Raw genomic sequence first — 15359 nt, 5'->3', positions numbered from 1 at the left:
ATTGTGGATGAAATCAATAACCGGCGGCGCTGCCATTACTGCGTGGGTCAAATGCGCCTTCTAACATGCCATTACGGTGGCGAACAATAGCTCCGGCATGGCCGACAACCTCGCTAAAATCGGGTAGCAATTCAATCTGATGCCCGCGTTGGCGCAGGTAATCAAGGGTTTCGGCCCCGAAACGTGCTTCCAGTTTCAGTGAGTCAGAGCTTTCCCCCCAGGTGCGGCCCAATAGCCAGCGTGGTGCGGTGATGGCTTGCTGTAAGGGCAAGCCCTGCACAATGTGGCGGACAAATACCGCCGCCTGAGTTTGTGGCTGACCATCTCCGCCCATCGCGCCATACACCAGAGTTCGGCCATCCGTCAGGCGGGCGGCGGCAGGGTTTAAGGTGTGAAATGGCTGTTTTCCCGGCGCTAACGCTAGCAGATGCTTGGGGTCAAGACTGAAAGATGCGCCACGGTTTTGCCAAATAATGCCCGTCGCGGGCAGTAACACCCCACTGCCAAATTCATGATAAATGCTCTGAATAAAGGAAACCGCCAGCCCATTGTTGTCGATCACCCCCATCCAGACGGTATCACCCGGCCCGCGACCACTGCCCCAATGGGCGGCTTGCTCGCTATTGATGTAAGCCGCCAATTGGTCGAGCGGCTCTTTTTCCAGTAGGGATTGTGGACAATGCTCCATCCACAGCGGATCGGTAATCACCTGATCACGCAGCCCAAAGGCGAGTTTGGTTGCTTCCACGAGGGTGTGAATGGTTTGACCTTCACTCATTTGGGCGACCGGTTTGCGGTCAGCCAATCCGAGAATCGCCAGTGATACCAAACCTTGCGTCGGTGGCGTCAGGTTGAAGACTTCACCTTGCTGGTGGCGTAGCCGCAGAGGTGTACGGCGTTTAGGCCGATATTGCGCCAGATCTTGGGCGGTAATCGGCATTTCTGCGGCGGTAATATCAAGGATGATTTTTTCGGCCAGCGGGCCGCGATAAAAACTACTTAGCCCTTGTTCTGCCAGCGCTGTCAGCGTTTGGCCCAATTGCGGCTGAACAAAGCGTTCGCCCGCTGCTGGAATATTGCCTTGTGGCATAAAAACGTCGGTAAAATCGGTGAATTTAGCCAGCTCATGGGATTTAGCTCGGGTGGCCGCCTCTTGGGAAGGGGTGACCGGAATACCGCGTGTGGCGTAGGTAATCGCATCTGCCAGTAAGCGGCGCAGTGGCAGGGTATTTTCACCGAGTTCGCGAGCAACATTCAGCGCTTCTTCCCAGCCGCCGACAGTTCCGGCAACCGTCAATGCGGCTTGCGGCCCACGGTGCGGGATCTGTTGATATGCGCTGTAGCGCTCAAGCGTCGCCAGCTCACCTGCGGCTCCACTGGCATCGATGGCAATCGGATCGCCATTGGGCGGGACAATCAGCCAGAAACCATCGCCACCCAATCCATTCATATGTGGATAAACCACCGCTATGGTGGCCGCTGCTGCGACCATGGCTTCAATTGCGTTGCCGCCTTCACGTAATACAGCGAGGGCACTTTCACTGGCTAAATGATGTGGGGTAACCGCCATTCCTTGCGGTGCCATGTTGCTGTTGATCATTGCTGCTTTCCTTATCACCCGTTTATTGAAATAGAAAACTGAGGTGGCAGAAGCTAAGCAAGAGGCGTTCCAGAATGTCGAATTTTATGCGGAGAATGAAAATTCTCATATTAGCGGTGAGAGCTTGTGTGCTATGTTCCGCAAAAATGCCTATGCTGAAACGATAGTTTCATTGGCCGGAGAAGGGTATGAAACAGATTGATGAGCGTTTGCGGGCGCATTATGCGCAATTAACCCCGCAGGAGCAGCGCGTTACCGATTTTATTTTTGGTCATTTTGATGATTTGATCAGTTACAACAGCGCCGAGCTGGCGCGGCTGAGTGGCGTGTCTAAGGCGACGGTTAGCCGCCTGTTTAAACGGCTGGGTTACAGCAGCTATCGAGAAATGCGGGAAGAGGTGCGAACCTTGCGCCAAAGCGGAATGCCGCTGACCGATAATCGCGATGCTGTGCAAGGGAATACCTTGTTGGCGCGCCATTATAAGCAGGAAATGGCAAACCTGACTCATTGGGTAAATCAGTTAGATAGCCAGCAATTTAGTGACATTATCAATGCCTTGGTGCGTGCACCGCGTATCTTGTTGTTGGGGTTACGTAATAGCTATCCGGTCGCACTGCATCTGCGTCAGCAATTGCTGCAGGTTCGTCAGTCTGTCCAGTTAATCCCGCAAGCAGGGCAAACATTGTCGGAGGAGTTAGTGGATGCCGGGCCGCGTGATGTGGTGGTGGTGGTGGCATTCCGACGCCGCCCGAAAGTTATCCGCGAAATTTTGCTACAAATGCAGGTGCAAGGTGTGCCTACCTTGTTGATTTGTGAGCCGCAAGCCCAGTCGTTGCTGTCATTAGCACAGTGGCGGTTAACTACGCCGCTCGACAGTGTGTCTGCTTTTGATAGCTATTCTTCTGCCATGAGTTTGGCGAATTTACTCAGTAATGCATTGTTGCATGAAATGTTGACGCAGGGCCGACAGCGCATTCATCAAATAGCTGATTTGTATGACGCTTTCGGCGAGCTGGAGCAGCGTTAACTTCAGTGTTTGAAAGGGTTATCGCACCCAGGGGCGCTCCGGCGGCGTAAGCCGCTTTCGACCCCAACGGCACGCTTCCCTTTCAGTTAGCATTGTTTGTGATTGATTGCCTCTCTATGGTGCAAATAAATTATCCTTCTGCACTTTTTTTGTGAATCTCTTGCTCCGATTTATTCCTCCGATTTATTCCCTACATAGCGTGATGCCACTAATAATGGGATTTCCATCCTGGTGGTTTATTGGCACAGTAGTTGCAACGATGGTTTCAGTGATTTGATTTTAAGAATCTATTGTTTCATTACTGTGTTATCGGAGATAAGCTATGAACATGAAAAAGCGGATGTTGGCATTACTGGGTGCAGCACTGATATTGGTTCAGGTTCCCGCTGTATTAGCTGATCAATTAGAGCAGATTCAACAGCGTGGCGTGTTACGGGTAGCTGTTCCACAGGATTTCCCTCCATTTGGTTCCGTTGGGACGGATCTTCAGCCGCAAGGCTATGACATCGATATGGCGCATTATCTGGCCGATAAAATGAAACTAAAGTTGCAACTGGTGCCAGTGACCAGCGCTAACCGCGTTCCCTATTTGCAAACTGATAAAGTGGATTTGGTGATTTCCAGCTTGGGTAAAAATCCAGAGCGGGAAAAAGCTATCGCCTTTAGTCGTGCGTATGCGCCGTTTTTCCTTGGCGTTTTTGGCGCGAAAGAGGATGCGCTGCAACAGCCAGAGCAACTGGCCGGGAAAACTGTCGGTGTGACGCGCGGGGCGGTAGAAGATATGGTGCTGAGTGAGTTAGCGCCCAAAGATGCCCAAATAAAACGTTATGAGGATAACAACACCACGTTATCAGCCTATTTGTCCGGGCAGGTGGATTATCTGGCAACCGGGAATTTGGTGGTCAGCGCCCTGGCCCGTCAGAATCCCGCTCAGGCCCCTGTGGCAAAATTTATGCTGAAAGATTCACCCTGTTATATCGGTTTACGCCAGGGGGAACCGGCACTGAAAGCCAAGGTTGATGCGCTGATTGTTGAAGCTTTGCAAGATAACACCCTGAATGGCTTGTCCGAAAAATGGCTGAAAGCCCCGTTACCAGCCGATCTCGGCGCATAACAGGAGCGGGCGATGACCTATCAGCTGAACTTTCCTGCTCTGTGGCCTTATCTGCCTGAGTTGTTATCGGGTTTGTTGATCACTATTGAGCTGACAGCTATCGCAACCTTGGGTGGGATCGCTCTGGGGATTGTCGGCGCGGCGATCCGCTGTAGTCATGACCCTCGGCTTGATAAGGTCATCTTGCGGCGGGTATGGGGCGGTTATGTGGAAATTGTGCGTAATACCCCTTTTGTGGTGCAGCTATTTTTCATCGTTTTTGGTTTACCGGCGCTGGGGTTGAAATTGAGCGCCGGGCAGGCTGCGGTGTTGGCGATGACAATAAATTTAGGCGCTTACAGCACGGAAATTATCCGCGCCGGGATTCAGGCCAGCGCTAAAGGCCAGTGGGAAGCGGGGCGAGTGCTGGGTTTGAGCCGCAGTCAGACATTTTTTCGGGTGATTTTACCACCGTCATTGCAGCGCATTTATCCAGCACTGGTCAGCCAATGCATTATTGTGATGCTCGGTTCTGCGGTGGTATCGCAGGTGTCATTTGAAGAGCTGACATTTGCTGCCAACCTGATTCAGTCACGTACCTTCCTCAGTTTTGAGGTCTATCTGGTGACCACATTGCTGTACCTGTTGTTGTCTATTGCGATGCGCCAGTTGTTGTTGGCGGCTGGACGCCGATTCTTTGGGAACCGTGCCTCATGATGTTTACTGATTGGGATATCATCCGCAACCTGCTGCTGGCAGCTCGCTGGACGCTGTTACTGTCATTGACCGCCTTTCTCGGCGGGACTTTGGTGACATTGCCGCTGATGCTGATGCGCTTGAGCCGTTGGCGCTGGATGACAGGTTTTGTCCGCGGTTACACCGAGCTATTTCAGGGCACACCGCTATTGATGCAGCTGTTTTTGGCTTTCTTCGGATTGGCACTGTTGGGCATTGATGTCAGTCCGTGGGCGGCCGCGGCGATGGCATTGACACTGTTCACCAGTGCCTTTCTGGTGGATATCTGGTGCGGCAGTATTGATGCTTTACCGAAAGGTCAGTGGGAAGCCTCCCGCTGTTTGGGCCTGAGTTTCAGCCAAACTTTATTTCGGGTGATTGCGCCACAGGCGATGCGTATTGCGATTGCGCCCACGGTAGGGTTTTCAGTGCAAGTCATCAAAGGGACGGCGCTGGCATCCATCATCGGTTTTGTTGAGCTGACCAAAGCTGGAACTATGTTAAACAATGTCACTTATCAGCCATTTAAAGTGTTTGGCTTAGTGGCGCTGGGCTATTTCCTGATGTGTTACCCCTTGTCGCGTTACAGCCATTATCTGGAGAAGAAATTCCATGCCGCTGATCACCATTAATCAGGTTCAAAAATACTATGGCCAGAATCATGTGCTGAAAGGGGTAGATCTGGATATCGAGATCGGCGAAGTCATTTCGATCATTGGCCGTAGCGGTTCAGGTAAAAGCACATTGCTGCGCTGCATGAATGGGCTGGAAGGCTATCAGGACGGCAGTATCAAACTCGGAGGGATGACGGTGACCAACCGCGATTCGCAAGCGCGTGAAATTAGCCGCTCAGTGGGGATGGTATTTCAGAACTTCAATTTGTTCCCGCATATGACTGCACTTGAGAATGTGATGCTGGCACCGCGCCGAGTCTTGAAAAAGAGCGCTGCCGAGTGTCGTGACCTGGCGGCAGAGATGTTGACCAAAGTCGGGCTGGCGGATCGGATGGATTATTATCCTGCCAATCTTTCTGGCGGCCAGCAGCAACGAGTGGCCATTGCCCGCGCGTTGGCGATGCAACCTAAGGTCTTGTTGTGTGATGAAATTACCTCTGCGCTGGATCCTGAGCTGGTGGGAGAAGTGCTAAAAGTTCTTGAGCAGTTAGCTGCTGAAGGCATGACCTTGATTCTGGTAACCCATGAGATGAATTTTGCGCGTGAAGTCGGTGACCGCGTGGTGTTTATGCATCAGGGGCGGGTGTGGGAGCAGGGCGAAAGTCGTGCGTTATTTGCTCAGCCACAAACAGCTGAATTAAAACAATTTATATCCTCAGTGCGTGGTTTGTAGGAAACATTTTACTGATTCATATAAGAATGGAGATTTTCTATGTCGGCAGTTAACCATAACCCGTTGTTTAGTCAGATTAATCCACCAGCACGGTTGCTGATGGGGCCGGGGCCGATCAATGCCGATCCACGGGTGCTGCGCGCGATGGCGAGCCAGTTGATCGGGCAATATGATCCGGCGATGACGGATTATATGAATCAGGTGATGGCGCTGTATCGTGGTGTTTTCCGTACTGAAAATCAGTGGACGATGTTGATTGATGGCACTTCCCGTGCCGGTATCGAGGCCGTTTTGCTGTCATCCATTCGACCGGGCGATAAAGTGCTGGTGCCGGTTTTTGGTCGTTTCGGCCATTTGTTATGTGAAATTGCCCGGCGTTGCCGTGCCGAAGTCCATGTTATTGAAGTGCCGTGGGGCGAAGTATTCACACCGGATATGATTGAGGATGCCATCAAGAAAGTGCGCCCGCGCCTATTGTTGACGGTGCAGGGCGACACCTCAACCACCATGTTGCAACCGCTGGTCGAACTGGGCGAAATTTGCCGCCGTCATCACGTGCTATTTTATACCGACGCCACGGCATCATTAGGTGGAAATGTATTGGAAACAGATGCATGGGGGCTGGATGCAGTCTCGGCTGGGCTACAAAAGTGCCTCGGTGGGCCATCGGGCAGTTCTCCGGTGACGCTGAGTCCACGATTTGCTGAACAAATTCGGCGTCGCAAATGTATTGAGCAGGGGATCCGCACGGCGGATCATGCTGATGGCGATGAAGAGATGATCTATTCCAATTACTTTGATCTGGGCATGATCATGGATTATTGGGGGCCGGAGCGCCTGAATCATCATACTGAGGCGACCAGCATGTTGTTCGCCGCCCGAGAATGTGCGCGGGTGATGCTGGAAGAAGGTTTGGATAACGGCATTGCGCGTCATGCCTTGCACGGCGCTGCATTGCTGGCGGGGATTCAAGGCATGGGGCTTGCCGTTTTCGGTGACCTGAAGTATCGCATGAACAATGTGTTGGGCGTGGTCATTCCGGCGGGGATCCACGGTGAACAAGTTAGGCAATTGATGTTGAATGATTTTGGTATTGAGATAGGTACTTCATTTGGGCCGCTGAATGGCAAAATTTGGCGTATAGGCACGATGGGGTATAACGCCCGTAAAGATTGTGTGATGCAAACACTGGTAGCTCTTGAAGCGGTGTTGAACCGGTTAGGGTTTGTCACTGTTCAGGGCGCTGGGCTGCAAGCGGCGTGGGGTGTCTATCAGGTTGAACAAAACTGATGGCCGTTACCCTGCCTGATGCCGAGGCAGAGCAAGCCGCATTACGGGTATTAGCCCGTTGTGATGTGCTGGCGGCAATCAGTGAGTCCCCCGATATGCTGACGCGAGTGTATTTGTCTCCTGAGCATTTGCGGGCAAATCAGCAAGTGGGGGAATGGATGCGGGCGGTTGGCATGCAGGTTTGGCAGGATCCTGTCGGAAATATCTGTGGCCGTTATGAGGGTTTGCAATCCGATGCACCAGCCATATTACTGGGTTCTCATCTTGATACAGTGCGCAATGCCGGCCGTTATGATGGCATGTTGGGAGTATTAAGTGCGCTGGAGGTGGTGGGGTACTTGCATCGCCAGCAGCGGCGCTTACCGGTTGCCATTGAGGTGATTGGTTTTGCCGACGAAGAAGGGACGCGGTTTGGCATCACGTTGCTCGGCAGTAAAGGGATTACCGGTCGTTGGCCCGCAGATTGGTTGAGTAAAACCGATGCCGAGGGGGTCAGTGTGGCGCAGGCGATGGCGAATGTCGGCCTCGATCCGATGGCGGTTGCACAGGCGCAGCGGGCAACCCGCGATTTCTGTGCCTATCTTGAATTGCATATTGAGCAAGGGCCGTGTTTGGAACAGGCCGGTTTGGCATTGGGCGTGGTGAGCGCGATTAATGGTGCTCGTCGTCTGAATTGCCACTTTACCGGGCTGGCAGGTCATGCCGGTACCGTGCCAATGGGGCAGCGGCAGGATGCATTAGCCGGTGCTGCTGAATGGATGTGTTCCGTTGAGCGGCTAGCCGAGAGTTATGGCGAGCATTTGGTGGCGACGGTGGGGGCTCTGACCTGTTTGCCCGGTGCGGTGAATGTGATTGCGGGGGAGGTGAAGCTGACTCTGGATATTCGAGGCCCGCAGGACAGTAGTGTCAGCAAGTTATTGGCCGATTTATTGGCGCAAGCTGAGGTGATAGCGGCGCGCCGTGGTCTGACTTTTGCAGCGCAAGAGTTTTACCATATCAATGCAACTGGCTGTGATGATAATTTGCAGCAACACATTAGTGCCAGTGTGAGTCGGGTGCAGGGGCGCTCATTAGCGCTGCCCAGCGGCGCAGGTCATGACGCCATTGCAGTGGCGGAGTGTTGGCCGGTCGGGATGTTATTTGTGCGCTGCAAAGGCGGGATCAGTCATCATCCCGATGAATCAGTGACTTGCAGTGATGTGGCAATGGGGATTCAGGCTTATCTGGAAACGGTGTTGTCGTGGGCGCTAAGTTAAACGTATTTGGGGAGTCGTTTTGTCGCCTGCTCCCCATCGTTCCGCATTTACAACAACAAAAACTTATCGGTATCGTGGAAAGCCGGAAACCTTTCCCGATAGGCTTGTAAAGTTTCTAGAGACAACTCCGCATCCAGTCGCGCCGCTTGCCCCAGTTCTGCCTGGGTCAGAATCTCACCCTGGGCATCCAAAATCACACTATCACCCTGATAATGATGGCCATTATCATCATCACCAACCCGATTGCAGCCGGCGACATAAGCCTGATTTTCTATTGCTCGCGCCGCCAGTAGCGTTTGCCAATGTTTAGCGCGGGCGGCAGGCCAGTTAGCGACATACAGCGCTAAATCATAATCTTGCTGATTGCGCGACCACACTGGAAAGCGCAGGTCATAACAGACTTGCGGCAGAATTCGCCAGCCGCGCCACTCAACAACTTTACGCTCTTTACCCGCCAGGTAGTGATGGTGCTCACCAGCCATACGGAATAAGTGGCGTTTGTCATAGTGATGGATTGTCCCATCTGGCTGCACCAACAGAAAACGGTTAACCGCGCCGTCAGGGGTATTCAGAGCTACGCTGCCGCCAATCAGGGCATTGGTGCGCACCGACCAGTGGCGTAACCAATCAATAACCTCAGTTTCTGGCAATGCATTTTCAGCGGCATTCATCGCGAAACCGGTGGTAAACATTTCCGGCAATACAATCACATCACGCTGCTGTATGGATTCCAGCAACATGTCAAAGTGGCGTAGATTCGCCTGAGCATCCAGCCACACCAGCGGTTGTTGCAGCAGAGTTAGTTTTAAAGTTGACACAATCGCTCCGCAGCAGCATCCAGCGTGGCATCCTGTTTGGCGAAGCACAACCGGATTAATTTATGGGGGAATGGGCCTGCGCAGAATACTGATAAAGGTATGGCGGCGACACCTACGTGTTCGGTGAGCCATTTGCAGAACTCAACATCGTCGAGATCAGAAATAGCGCTGTAGTCGGCCAACAAGAAGTAGGTTCCTTCGCTGGGCAGAATGTTGAATCGGCTGGCTGACAGCGCATTGACGAATCGATCGCGGCGCGCGCGGTAGAATTCCGGCAATTGTTGCCAATGTTCCGGTTCGCTATTCAGCATGTCCGCCAGTGCTAACTGGACTGGAGTACACACCGAAAATGTCAAATATTGGTGAATTTTGCGCACTTCGGCACTGATCGCTGCGGGGGCGATGCAATAACCTGCTTTCCAGCCGGTCATATGAAAAGTTTTGCCGAAAGAGGAGACGGCAATAGCCCGCTGGCGCAATTGTGGATGGGCCAACACACTGGCATGACCTGCCGCACTGAAACAGATGTGTTCGTATACTTCGTCACTGAGAACATAAATATTGCGCTCAGCAATCACTTGCCACAATTGTTCAAAATCTGCTGCGCGCCAAACTGTCGCCGAGGGGTTATGTGGCGTATTCACAATCACCAATCGGGTGCGTTCAGATATCAAATCAGCAAACTCAGCCCAGTCGGTGTTGAATGCGGGAGGTTTAAGCGCAATGCGTTTGAGTATGCCGCCGGCCAATTTAACCACTGGGGCATAACTGTCATAGCTGGGATCGAAGCAAATAACTTCGTCACCTGGGCGAACCAGCGCGGTAATGGCGGCAAAGAGAGCTTCGCTGGCACCGGTGGTGACAGTGACTTCGCTATCGGCATCGGGTTTCCAGCCATAGATTTTAGCTGTTTTCTCGGCGATGGCGGTGCGTAGCGGTGCGACGCCGGTCATTGGGGCATATTGGTTTGCGCCCTGACTAACATGATAGGCTAATCGTTGTTTTAAATAATCTGGGCCATCAAAATCAGGGAAGCCTTGTGACAGGTTAATTGCTTGATGTTTTTGCGCCAATGCACTCATTTGCGTAAAGATTGTGGTGCCCTGTGCGGGTAATTTACTGTCTGGAATAAAAGATAAAGTGCTCATGGCAGGTGAATACTCCTGGCGCTGTATGTTGCTGTCAATATAACACGATGTTAAGATTTGGCAATCAAGACGCTTAGATGTTTAAACGGCTAAATGACAAAATTGGCTAAGCATAGATAAAATTGTGCTAATGATTTTTTTGCGCTAACAAATGTCGTCATGCCGATTGCAGTGGCAGCATGCCACAGCACATCAACACCACAACAGGGATATGCAATGACAGAAAATGTACAACTCGGCGCGCTGCTAGCCGCCTGCCACTGGATTGGCGAGAAGGGCTGGTGCCCAGCGACCGGCGGCAATATGTCCCTGCGACTGGATTCCGCTCAATGTTTGGTTACGGAGTCGGGCAAAGATAAAGGGAGTTTGACTGCGGATGATTTTTTGCTGGTGGAGACGGCCAATAACCATGTTCCCAGCGGGCGTACCCCGTCAGCGGAAACGGGCCTGCATACCCTGCTTTATCGGCTGTACCCTGAAATCAATGCGGTATTACATACTCACTCGGTGAATGCTACGGTGCTATCGCGCGTCGAGCGTAGCAATGAGTTGGTATTGCACGGCTACGAGATGCAGAAATCCCTCTCGGGGCAACGCAGCCATCTGGATAGCGTGGTGATCCCCATCTTCGATAATGATCAGGATATCCCGGCCTTGGCACAGCGAGTTGCCGCGCTGGCTGATAATCATCCATTACGTTATGGCTTTTTAGTCCGTGGCCATGGTTTGTATTGTTGGGGAAATAGTGTGTCTGAAGCCCGCCGTCATTTGGAAGGGCTGGAGTTTTTGTTCCAGTGTGAACTACAACGCCGTCTGTTGGATGCCAATTTTAACGTGGGGGCAAAATGATTCAGGCAATAGTGACCGATATTGAAGGCACCACCACCGACATCCGCTTTGTCCACCAAGTGTTGTTTCCCTATGCCCGTGAGCGGCTGACGCCTTTTTTACGTCAACATCAGCAGGATGAAGAGGTTGCGAACGCATTGCTCAGCTTGCGACGCGAGATTGAACAACCGGATGCAGATATTGAAACTCTGATTACTACATTGCACGGTTTTATGGATGAAGACCGCAAATCTACTGCGCTAAAAGCCATTCAGGGCATTATTTGGCGCAGCGGTTATCTGCAAGGTGATTTTCGTGGCCATCTGTACCCTGATGTTGCGCCGCAACTGGCTGATTGGCAACAGCAAGGGCTGAAGTTGTATGTCTATTCATCCGGTTCGGTTGATGCTCAGAAATTATTGTTTGGTTACAGTGATGCAGGTGATTTACAGCCATTATTCAGTGGTTATTTTGATACCCATGTTGGGGCAAAGCGCGAAGTTAGCGCTTACCAAAACATTGCCAATCAGTTGGCTATTGCCCCGCAAGCATTGCTGTTTTTATCTGATATCCGCCAGGAATTGGATGCCGCACAGCTTGCCGGTTGGCAGACTTGTCAGTTGATTCGAGATCTTCCCGACAGCGAAAGCCGTCATCCCCAAGTCAGCCGTTTTGATGAAATAGACATAGAGGGCTTTACAGCATGAGCGGATTAACCATTTTTAGTGATGAGCAGCCAGAACAGCCGCTGTGGCAAAGCTGCGATGCTGAGGAAATTCAACAGCAATTGACCGCGATTGGCGTAAGATTTGAGCGCTGGCAGGCGGATCGCGAACTGGGCGAGAACCCACAACCGGAGGCCGTGATTGCAGCATATCAGCATGAAATTGACCGGTTGGTAGCGGAAAAGGGCTATCAGAGCTGGGATGTGATCAGTATGCGTCCTGATAATGAGCAGCGTGAAGTATTGCGCGAGAAATTCTTATCAGAACATACCCACGGTGAAGATGAAGTGCGTTTCTTCGTCGAAGGAACCGGGTTATTTTGCTTGCATCTCAATGATAAAATTTACCAAATTCTTTGCGAAAAGAATGACTTGCTGTCAGTTCCGGCCGATACGCCGCATTGGTTTGATATGGGCTCTAAACCGAATTTTACCGCTATTCGGGTATTTGATAATCCAGAGGGTTGGGTGGCGCGTTTTACCGGCGATAAGATAGCCGATGCCTATCCGCGCTTAGACTAAAATACAAAACCTATATTAGTTAACACCGGGGCTGGCGGGGTGACTGCACCGATGGGCGCTCCGGCGGCGCACGCCGCTACGACCCATCTGGTACATTTCCCCGCTTATCAATATTGTTGACAGGATAATATTTCAAATACGGCTAATTCTTTGGCTGGAAGAATCCTGCGGCTACTTGTTCTGGTGTGATAACACCGCTGTCTAGCACCCAGCCACTGATTAATGCGGCTGGGGTAACATCAAACGCCGGGTTATACACCGGCGCATCTTCTGGTGCCCATTGGCAATGACCGAAACCGCCAGATACCCCTTTGACTTCGCTGGCATCCCGTTGCTCTATGGGGATGGCCGCGCCATTCGGGCAGTCAGGATCATGAGTGGTATGTGGGGCCGCTACGTAGAATGGAATGCGGTGATAATGCGCCAATACGGCCAAACTGTAGGTACCAATTTTATTCGCGACATCACCATTCGCCGCAATGCGATCAGCGCCCACCCAGATAGCATCGACTCGGCCCTGAGCCATCAGGCTGGCCGCCATCGAATCACAAATTAATTGATAGGGAATACCTAATTCACCTAGCTCCCAGGCTGTTAAGCGACCACCTTGTAACAATGGGCGGGTTTCATCTACCCACACCTGCTTGATCTTACCTTGCTGATGCGCTTTCAGTAGCACGCCGATAGCCGTACCAATGCCCGCAGTGGCTAGCCCGCCGGTGTTGCAGTGGGTGAGTAAGTTGCTGCCAGGCTTAACCAATTGCACCCCATGCTGGGCAATGCGCTCACATAACTCGCGGTCTTCCTCTACCAGACGCAATGCTTCGTGAGTCATGGCTTCGACCCAATTGGCTTGCAATAACGCCTGCTGCATCCGCGCCAGATTATTCATTAAATTCACTGCGGTTGGGCGTGATTCTCGCAGCGCAATCAGTGCTTGTTCCAGTGGGGCCTGCGGCAAACCGCGCTCTGCCAACAAAGCTAATAGCAGGCTGGCTGATAAGCCAATCAATGGTGCGCCGCGTACGCGCAGCGCTTGAATATGTTCAATCAGCAATTCCACCGTATCGGCAGATAGCCACTCTTGGCGCTGCGGCAAGGCCTGCTGGTCAAGTATCCACAGCTTCCCATCAACAATCTTTAAGCTGGTTGTTTGTAAATCAAGCGTGTTAAGCGTCTGCATTGTCAGTTAAATCCATGTTGCGTTATTGCATCTGGTTTCTTATTCTGCCAACATATCTTACGGATGTGTAGACGTCTATATGGTTTTACGCCTAAATACGGATTTTTTTTGCTCAAACAGGGAATAATTTCACGGCTAAGCAAATGATTGGCGGTGAGGAATCAGAATCAGATAAAGAATAATGAGGTTGAAGATGTCGCGCTACCATACATTTACTGCTGCGGATGCCGTTGAATATGCTCGCCAATTTGGTCAGGTCGCTGACCCGCAATCTTTAGTCACTGCCGATGAGATTGGCGATGGCAATCTCAACCTGGTATTTAAAATCCGTGATGCTGCCGGGATTAGTCGGGTGATTGTTAAACAAGCACTGCCTTATGTGCGTTGTGTGGGAGAGTCTTGGCCGCTGACCCTGGATCGCGCCAGAATTGAAGCAGAAACTCTGTTAACCCACAGCCAATTTTGCCCACAACATACGGTTAATGTTCTGCATCACGATGCCGAGCTGGCGGTGATGGTTCAGGAGGACTTATCTGATCACGAAATCTGGCGCAGTGAATTGGTTAAGGGAAAATACTATCCGCAAGCGGCGGGACAATTGGCTGAGTATTTAGCGCAAACCTTATTCCATACCTCCGATTTTTATCAGTCGGCCCAAACTAAAAAGGCCGCAGTCAGCCGCTATACCAACCCAGAATTATGCCAAATCACTGAGGATCTGTTCTTTACTGACCCTTACATCGATCATGAGCGTAATAATTTCGATCCGGCATTATTGCCAGACGTGCTGGCATTACGTCAGGATGATGCGCTCAAGTTGGCTGTCGCTTCGTTAAAGCACCGTTTTCTGAGCAAAGCCGAAGCATTACTGCACGGTGATATTCACAGCGGTTCCATTTTTGTTGCCGAGGGGCGGCTGAAAGCCATTGATGCCGAGTTTGGTTTCTATGGCCCGATCGGTTTTGATGTGGGCACCGCACTGGGTAATTTACTGCTCAACTACTGTGGTTTGCCGGGGTTAGCTGGCCCAAGGGACGCAGCGGCGGGCCGCGAGCAGCGATTGAAAGATATTCATATCTTATGGGAAACCTTCGCCCACCGTTTTCTGGCATTAAGCGAGGAAAAAACACAAGACTCAGCGCTGGCAACGGCGGGTTACGCCCAGCTATTTTTACAGCAGGTTTGGCAAGATGCGGTGGGATATTGTAGTAGTGAATTGATCCGACGCACCATTGGGTTGGCCCATGTGGCTGATCTGGATAGTATCGCTGATGATGAGATGCGCCGGGCATGCCAGCGGCATGCTTTGAGTTTAGGGCGTACTTTGATTTTGGCAGCGCCATGCATAGATAGCATTGATGATTTGATTGCTCGTATTAGACAGAATGGATAGCAAAGATTATTCATAGCTCAACGTGATAGTCATGTGAATGAAAATACAGTAACCCCGTTAAGCAATACGGGGTTTTTATTATTTTAATGACTATTAAATATCGTATTTATAACAATTAAAATCACACATTTAATATTTAAATAATTAATTATTCTATTAATTTAAAATGGTATTTATTTTTTTGCTGTCATGATTGACTTTATCTGTAACTTATCGTTTTGCTGCTTTTAATTGTAATGACTGTGCTTTGGAAAGTTTATTTTGTTTTAGGTTATGTTTTTCATTTGGTTATGTTATTACCCTGCTATCTATAATAAATAAAACCGGTTTAATAATTTATTTGAATGAGATTAAATTATAATTTCATGTTGATTGTGATATATCTACCATAAAT

At 51.0% G+C, this 15359-nt stretch carries 16 protein-coding genes; 12 read left to right on the top strand and 4 right to left on the bottom strand.

Annotated elements, in window-relative coordinates; genetic code table 11:
• Nucleotides 1–13: 13 nt before the first annotated feature.
• Nucleotides 14–1600: a gamma-glutamyltransferase family protein gene (locus HU019_RS15015; RefSeq protein WP_174849816.1), complete on the bottom strand. Its 1587-nt coding sequence runs from the start codon at nucleotides 1598–1600 to the stop codon at nucleotides 14–16.
• A 43-nt stretch (nucleotides 1601–1643) separates the two neighbouring features.
• Here HU019_RS15015 and HU019_RS15010 point away from each other — a divergent pair, with 43 nt between their 5' ends.
• The 8 genes from HU019_RS15010 to hpxK all read left to right on the top strand — a co-directional run bounded on the left by HU019_RS15010 (nucleotide 1644) and on the right by hpxK (nucleotide 8349).
• Nucleotides 1644–1802: a hypothetical protein gene (locus HU019_RS15010; protein WP_174849815.1), complete on the top strand. Its 159-nt coding sequence runs from the start codon at nucleotides 1644–1646 to the stop codon at nucleotides 1800–1802.
• On the top strand, nucleotides 1789–2628 hold the full coding sequence (locus tag HU019_RS15005; RefSeq protein ID WP_174849814.1) for a MurR/RpiR family transcriptional regulator: 840 nt from the start codon (nucleotides 1789–1791) through the stop codon (nucleotides 2626–2628). The genes HU019_RS15010 and HU019_RS15005 overlap by 14 nt, the downstream gene beginning before the upstream one ends.
• 322 nt (nucleotides 2629–2950) lie before the next feature.
• Nucleotides 2951–3742 carry a transporter substrate-binding domain-containing protein gene (locus HU019_RS15000; protein WP_174849813.1) on the top strand — a complete coding sequence of 264 codons (792 nt, stop codon included), beginning with the start codon at nucleotides 2951–2953 and terminating at the stop codon, nucleotides 3740–3742.
• 12 nt (nucleotides 3743–3754) lie between these two features.
• On the top strand, nucleotides 3755–4438 hold the full coding sequence (locus HU019_RS14995) for an amino acid ABC transporter permease (RefSeq protein WP_050158173.1): 684 nt from the start codon (nucleotides 3755–3757) through the stop codon (nucleotides 4436–4438).
• Nucleotides 4435–5088, top strand: a complete 654-nt coding sequence (locus HU019_RS14990) for an amino acid ABC transporter permease (RefSeq protein WP_174849812.1) — start codon at nucleotides 4435–4437, stop codon at nucleotides 5086–5088. Before HU019_RS14995 ends, HU019_RS14990 begins: the two co-directional genes overlap by 4 nt.
• Entirely contained in the window at nucleotides 5069–5803 is a 735-nt protein-coding gene (locus tag HU019_RS14985; RefSeq protein WP_019082492.1) for an amino acid ABC transporter ATP-binding protein, read from the top strand. The genes HU019_RS14990 and HU019_RS14985 overlap by 20 nt, the downstream gene beginning before the upstream one ends.
• A 39-nt stretch (nucleotides 5804–5842) precedes the next feature.
• Nucleotides 5843–7093 carry a pyridoxal-phosphate-dependent aminotransferase family protein gene (locus HU019_RS14980; protein ID WP_174849811.1) on the top strand — a complete coding sequence of 417 codons (1251 nt, stop codon included), beginning with the start codon at nucleotides 5843–5845 and terminating at the stop codon, nucleotides 7091–7093.
• Nucleotides 7093–8349, top strand: coding sequence for an allantoate amidohydrolase (gene hpxK, locus HU019_RS14975; protein WP_174849810.1), 1257 nt, complete (start codon nucleotides 7093–7095; stop codon nucleotides 8347–8349). Before HU019_RS14980 ends, hpxK begins: the two co-directional genes overlap by 1 nt.
• A 47-nt stretch (nucleotides 8350–8396) precedes the next feature.
• Here hpxK and HU019_RS14970 read toward each other — a convergent pair whose 3' ends face one another.
• Nucleotides 8397–9167 (bottom strand): amidohydrolase, encoded by a 771-nt coding sequence (locus HU019_RS14970; protein ID WP_174849809.1) that lies wholly within the window; start codon nucleotides 9165–9167, stop codon nucleotides 8397–8399.
• On the bottom strand, nucleotides 9155–10315 hold the full coding sequence (locus HU019_RS14965; RefSeq protein ID WP_174849808.1) for a pyridoxal phosphate-dependent aminotransferase: 1161 nt from the start codon (nucleotides 10313–10315) through the stop codon (nucleotides 9155–9157). The genes HU019_RS14970 and HU019_RS14965 overlap by 13 nt, the downstream gene beginning before the upstream one ends.
• A 216-nt stretch (nucleotides 10316–10531) precedes the next feature.
• Here HU019_RS14965 and HU019_RS14960 point away from each other — a divergent pair, with 216 nt between their 5' ends.
• The 3 genes from HU019_RS14960 to HU019_RS14950 are packed head-to-tail and all read left to right on the top strand — an operon-like array spanning nucleotide 10532 to nucleotide 12389.
• A complete protein-coding gene (locus tag HU019_RS14960; RefSeq protein WP_174849807.1) occupies nucleotides 10532–11164 on the top strand; it encodes a methylthioribulose 1-phosphate dehydratase in 633 nt (210 codons plus the stop codon).
• Complete coding sequence (mtnC, locus tag HU019_RS14955; RefSeq protein ID WP_174849806.1) at nucleotides 11161–11850, top strand: acireductone synthase; 690 nt, start codon at nucleotides 11161–11163, stop codon at nucleotides 11848–11850. The genes HU019_RS14960 and mtnC overlap by 4 nt, the downstream gene beginning before the upstream one ends.
• Nucleotides 11847–12389 (top strand): 1,2-dihydroxy-3-keto-5-methylthiopentene dioxygenase, encoded by a 543-nt coding sequence (locus tag HU019_RS14950; RefSeq protein WP_174849805.1) that lies wholly within the window; start codon nucleotides 11847–11849, stop codon nucleotides 12387–12389. Before mtnC ends, HU019_RS14950 begins: the two co-directional genes overlap by 4 nt.
• Before the next feature lie 142 nt (nucleotides 12390–12531).
• Here HU019_RS14950 and mtnA read toward each other — a convergent pair whose 3' ends face one another.
• Complete coding sequence (gene mtnA, locus HU019_RS14945) at nucleotides 12532–13572, bottom strand: S-methyl-5-thioribose-1-phosphate isomerase (RefSeq protein WP_174849804.1); 1041 nt, start codon at nucleotides 13570–13572, stop codon at nucleotides 12532–12534.
• Nucleotides 13573–13765: 193 nt separating this feature from the next.
• Here mtnA and mtnK point away from each other — a divergent pair, with 193 nt between their 5' ends.
• Nucleotides 13766–14965: an S-methyl-5-thioribose kinase gene (gene mtnK / locus HU019_RS14940; protein ID WP_174849803.1), complete on the top strand. Its 1200-nt coding sequence runs from the start codon at nucleotides 13766–13768 to the stop codon at nucleotides 14963–14965.
• Nucleotides 14966–15359: the final 394 nt, after the last annotated feature.

This window comes from Yersinia artesiana, assembly GCF_902726545.1.
Taxonomy (GTDB): domain Bacteria; phylum Pseudomonadota; class Gammaproteobacteria; order Enterobacterales; family Enterobacteriaceae; genus Yersinia; species Yersinia artesiana.
This window is presented reverse-complemented; position numbering and strand designations above follow the sequence as displayed.

Bases quoted from the DNA above. Each gene is read 5' to 3' on its own strand.
- HU019_RS15000 (WP_174849813.1), top strand. From the start codon at position 2,951: ATGAACATGAAAAAGCGGATGTTGGCATTACTGGGTGCAGCACTGATA.
- HU019_RS15005 (WP_174849814.1), top strand. From the start codon at position 1,789: ATGAAACAGATTGATGAGCGTTTGCGGGCGCATTATGCGCAATTAACC.
- HU019_RS14980 (WP_174849811.1), top strand. From the start codon at position 5,843: ATGTCGGCAGTTAACCATAACCCGTTGTTTAGTCAGATTAATCCACCA.
- HU019_RS14995 (WP_050158173.1), top strand. From the start codon at position 3,755: ATGACCTATCAGCTGAACTTTCCTGCTCTGTGGCCTTATCTGCCTGAG.
- mtnA (WP_174849804.1), bottom strand. From the start codon at position 13,572: ATGCAGACGCTTAACACGCTTGATTTACAAACAACCAGCTTAAAGATT.
- HU019_RS14985 (WP_019082492.1), top strand. From the start codon at position 5,069: ATGCCGCTGATCACCATTAATCAGGTTCAAAAATACTATGGCCAGAAT.
- HU019_RS14990 (WP_174849812.1), top strand. From the start codon at position 4,435: ATGATGTTTACTGATTGGGATATCATCCGCAACCTGCTGCTGGCAGCT.
- HU019_RS15015 (WP_174849816.1), bottom strand. From the start codon at position 1,600: ATGATCAACAGCAACATGGCACCGCAAGGAATGGCGGTTACCCCACAT.
- mtnK (WP_174849803.1), top strand. From the start codon at position 13,766: ATGTCGCGCTACCATACATTTACTGCTGCGGATGCCGTTGAATATGCT.
- HU019_RS14960 (WP_174849807.1), top strand. From the start codon at position 10,532: ATGACAGAAAATGTACAACTCGGCGCGCTGCTAGCCGCCTGCCACTGG.
- mtnC (WP_174849806.1), top strand. From the start codon at position 11,161: ATGATTCAGGCAATAGTGACCGATATTGAAGGCACCACCACCGACATC.
- hpxK (WP_174849810.1), top strand. From the start codon at position 7,093: ATGGCCGTTACCCTGCCTGATGCCGAGGCAGAGCAAGCCGCATTACGG.
- HU019_RS14950 (WP_174849805.1), top strand. From the start codon at position 11,847: ATGAGCGGATTAACCATTTTTAGTGATGAGCAGCCAGAACAGCCGCTG.
- HU019_RS14965 (WP_174849808.1), bottom strand. From the start codon at position 10,315: ATGAGCACTTTATCTTTTATTCCAGACAGTAAATTACCCGCACAGGGC.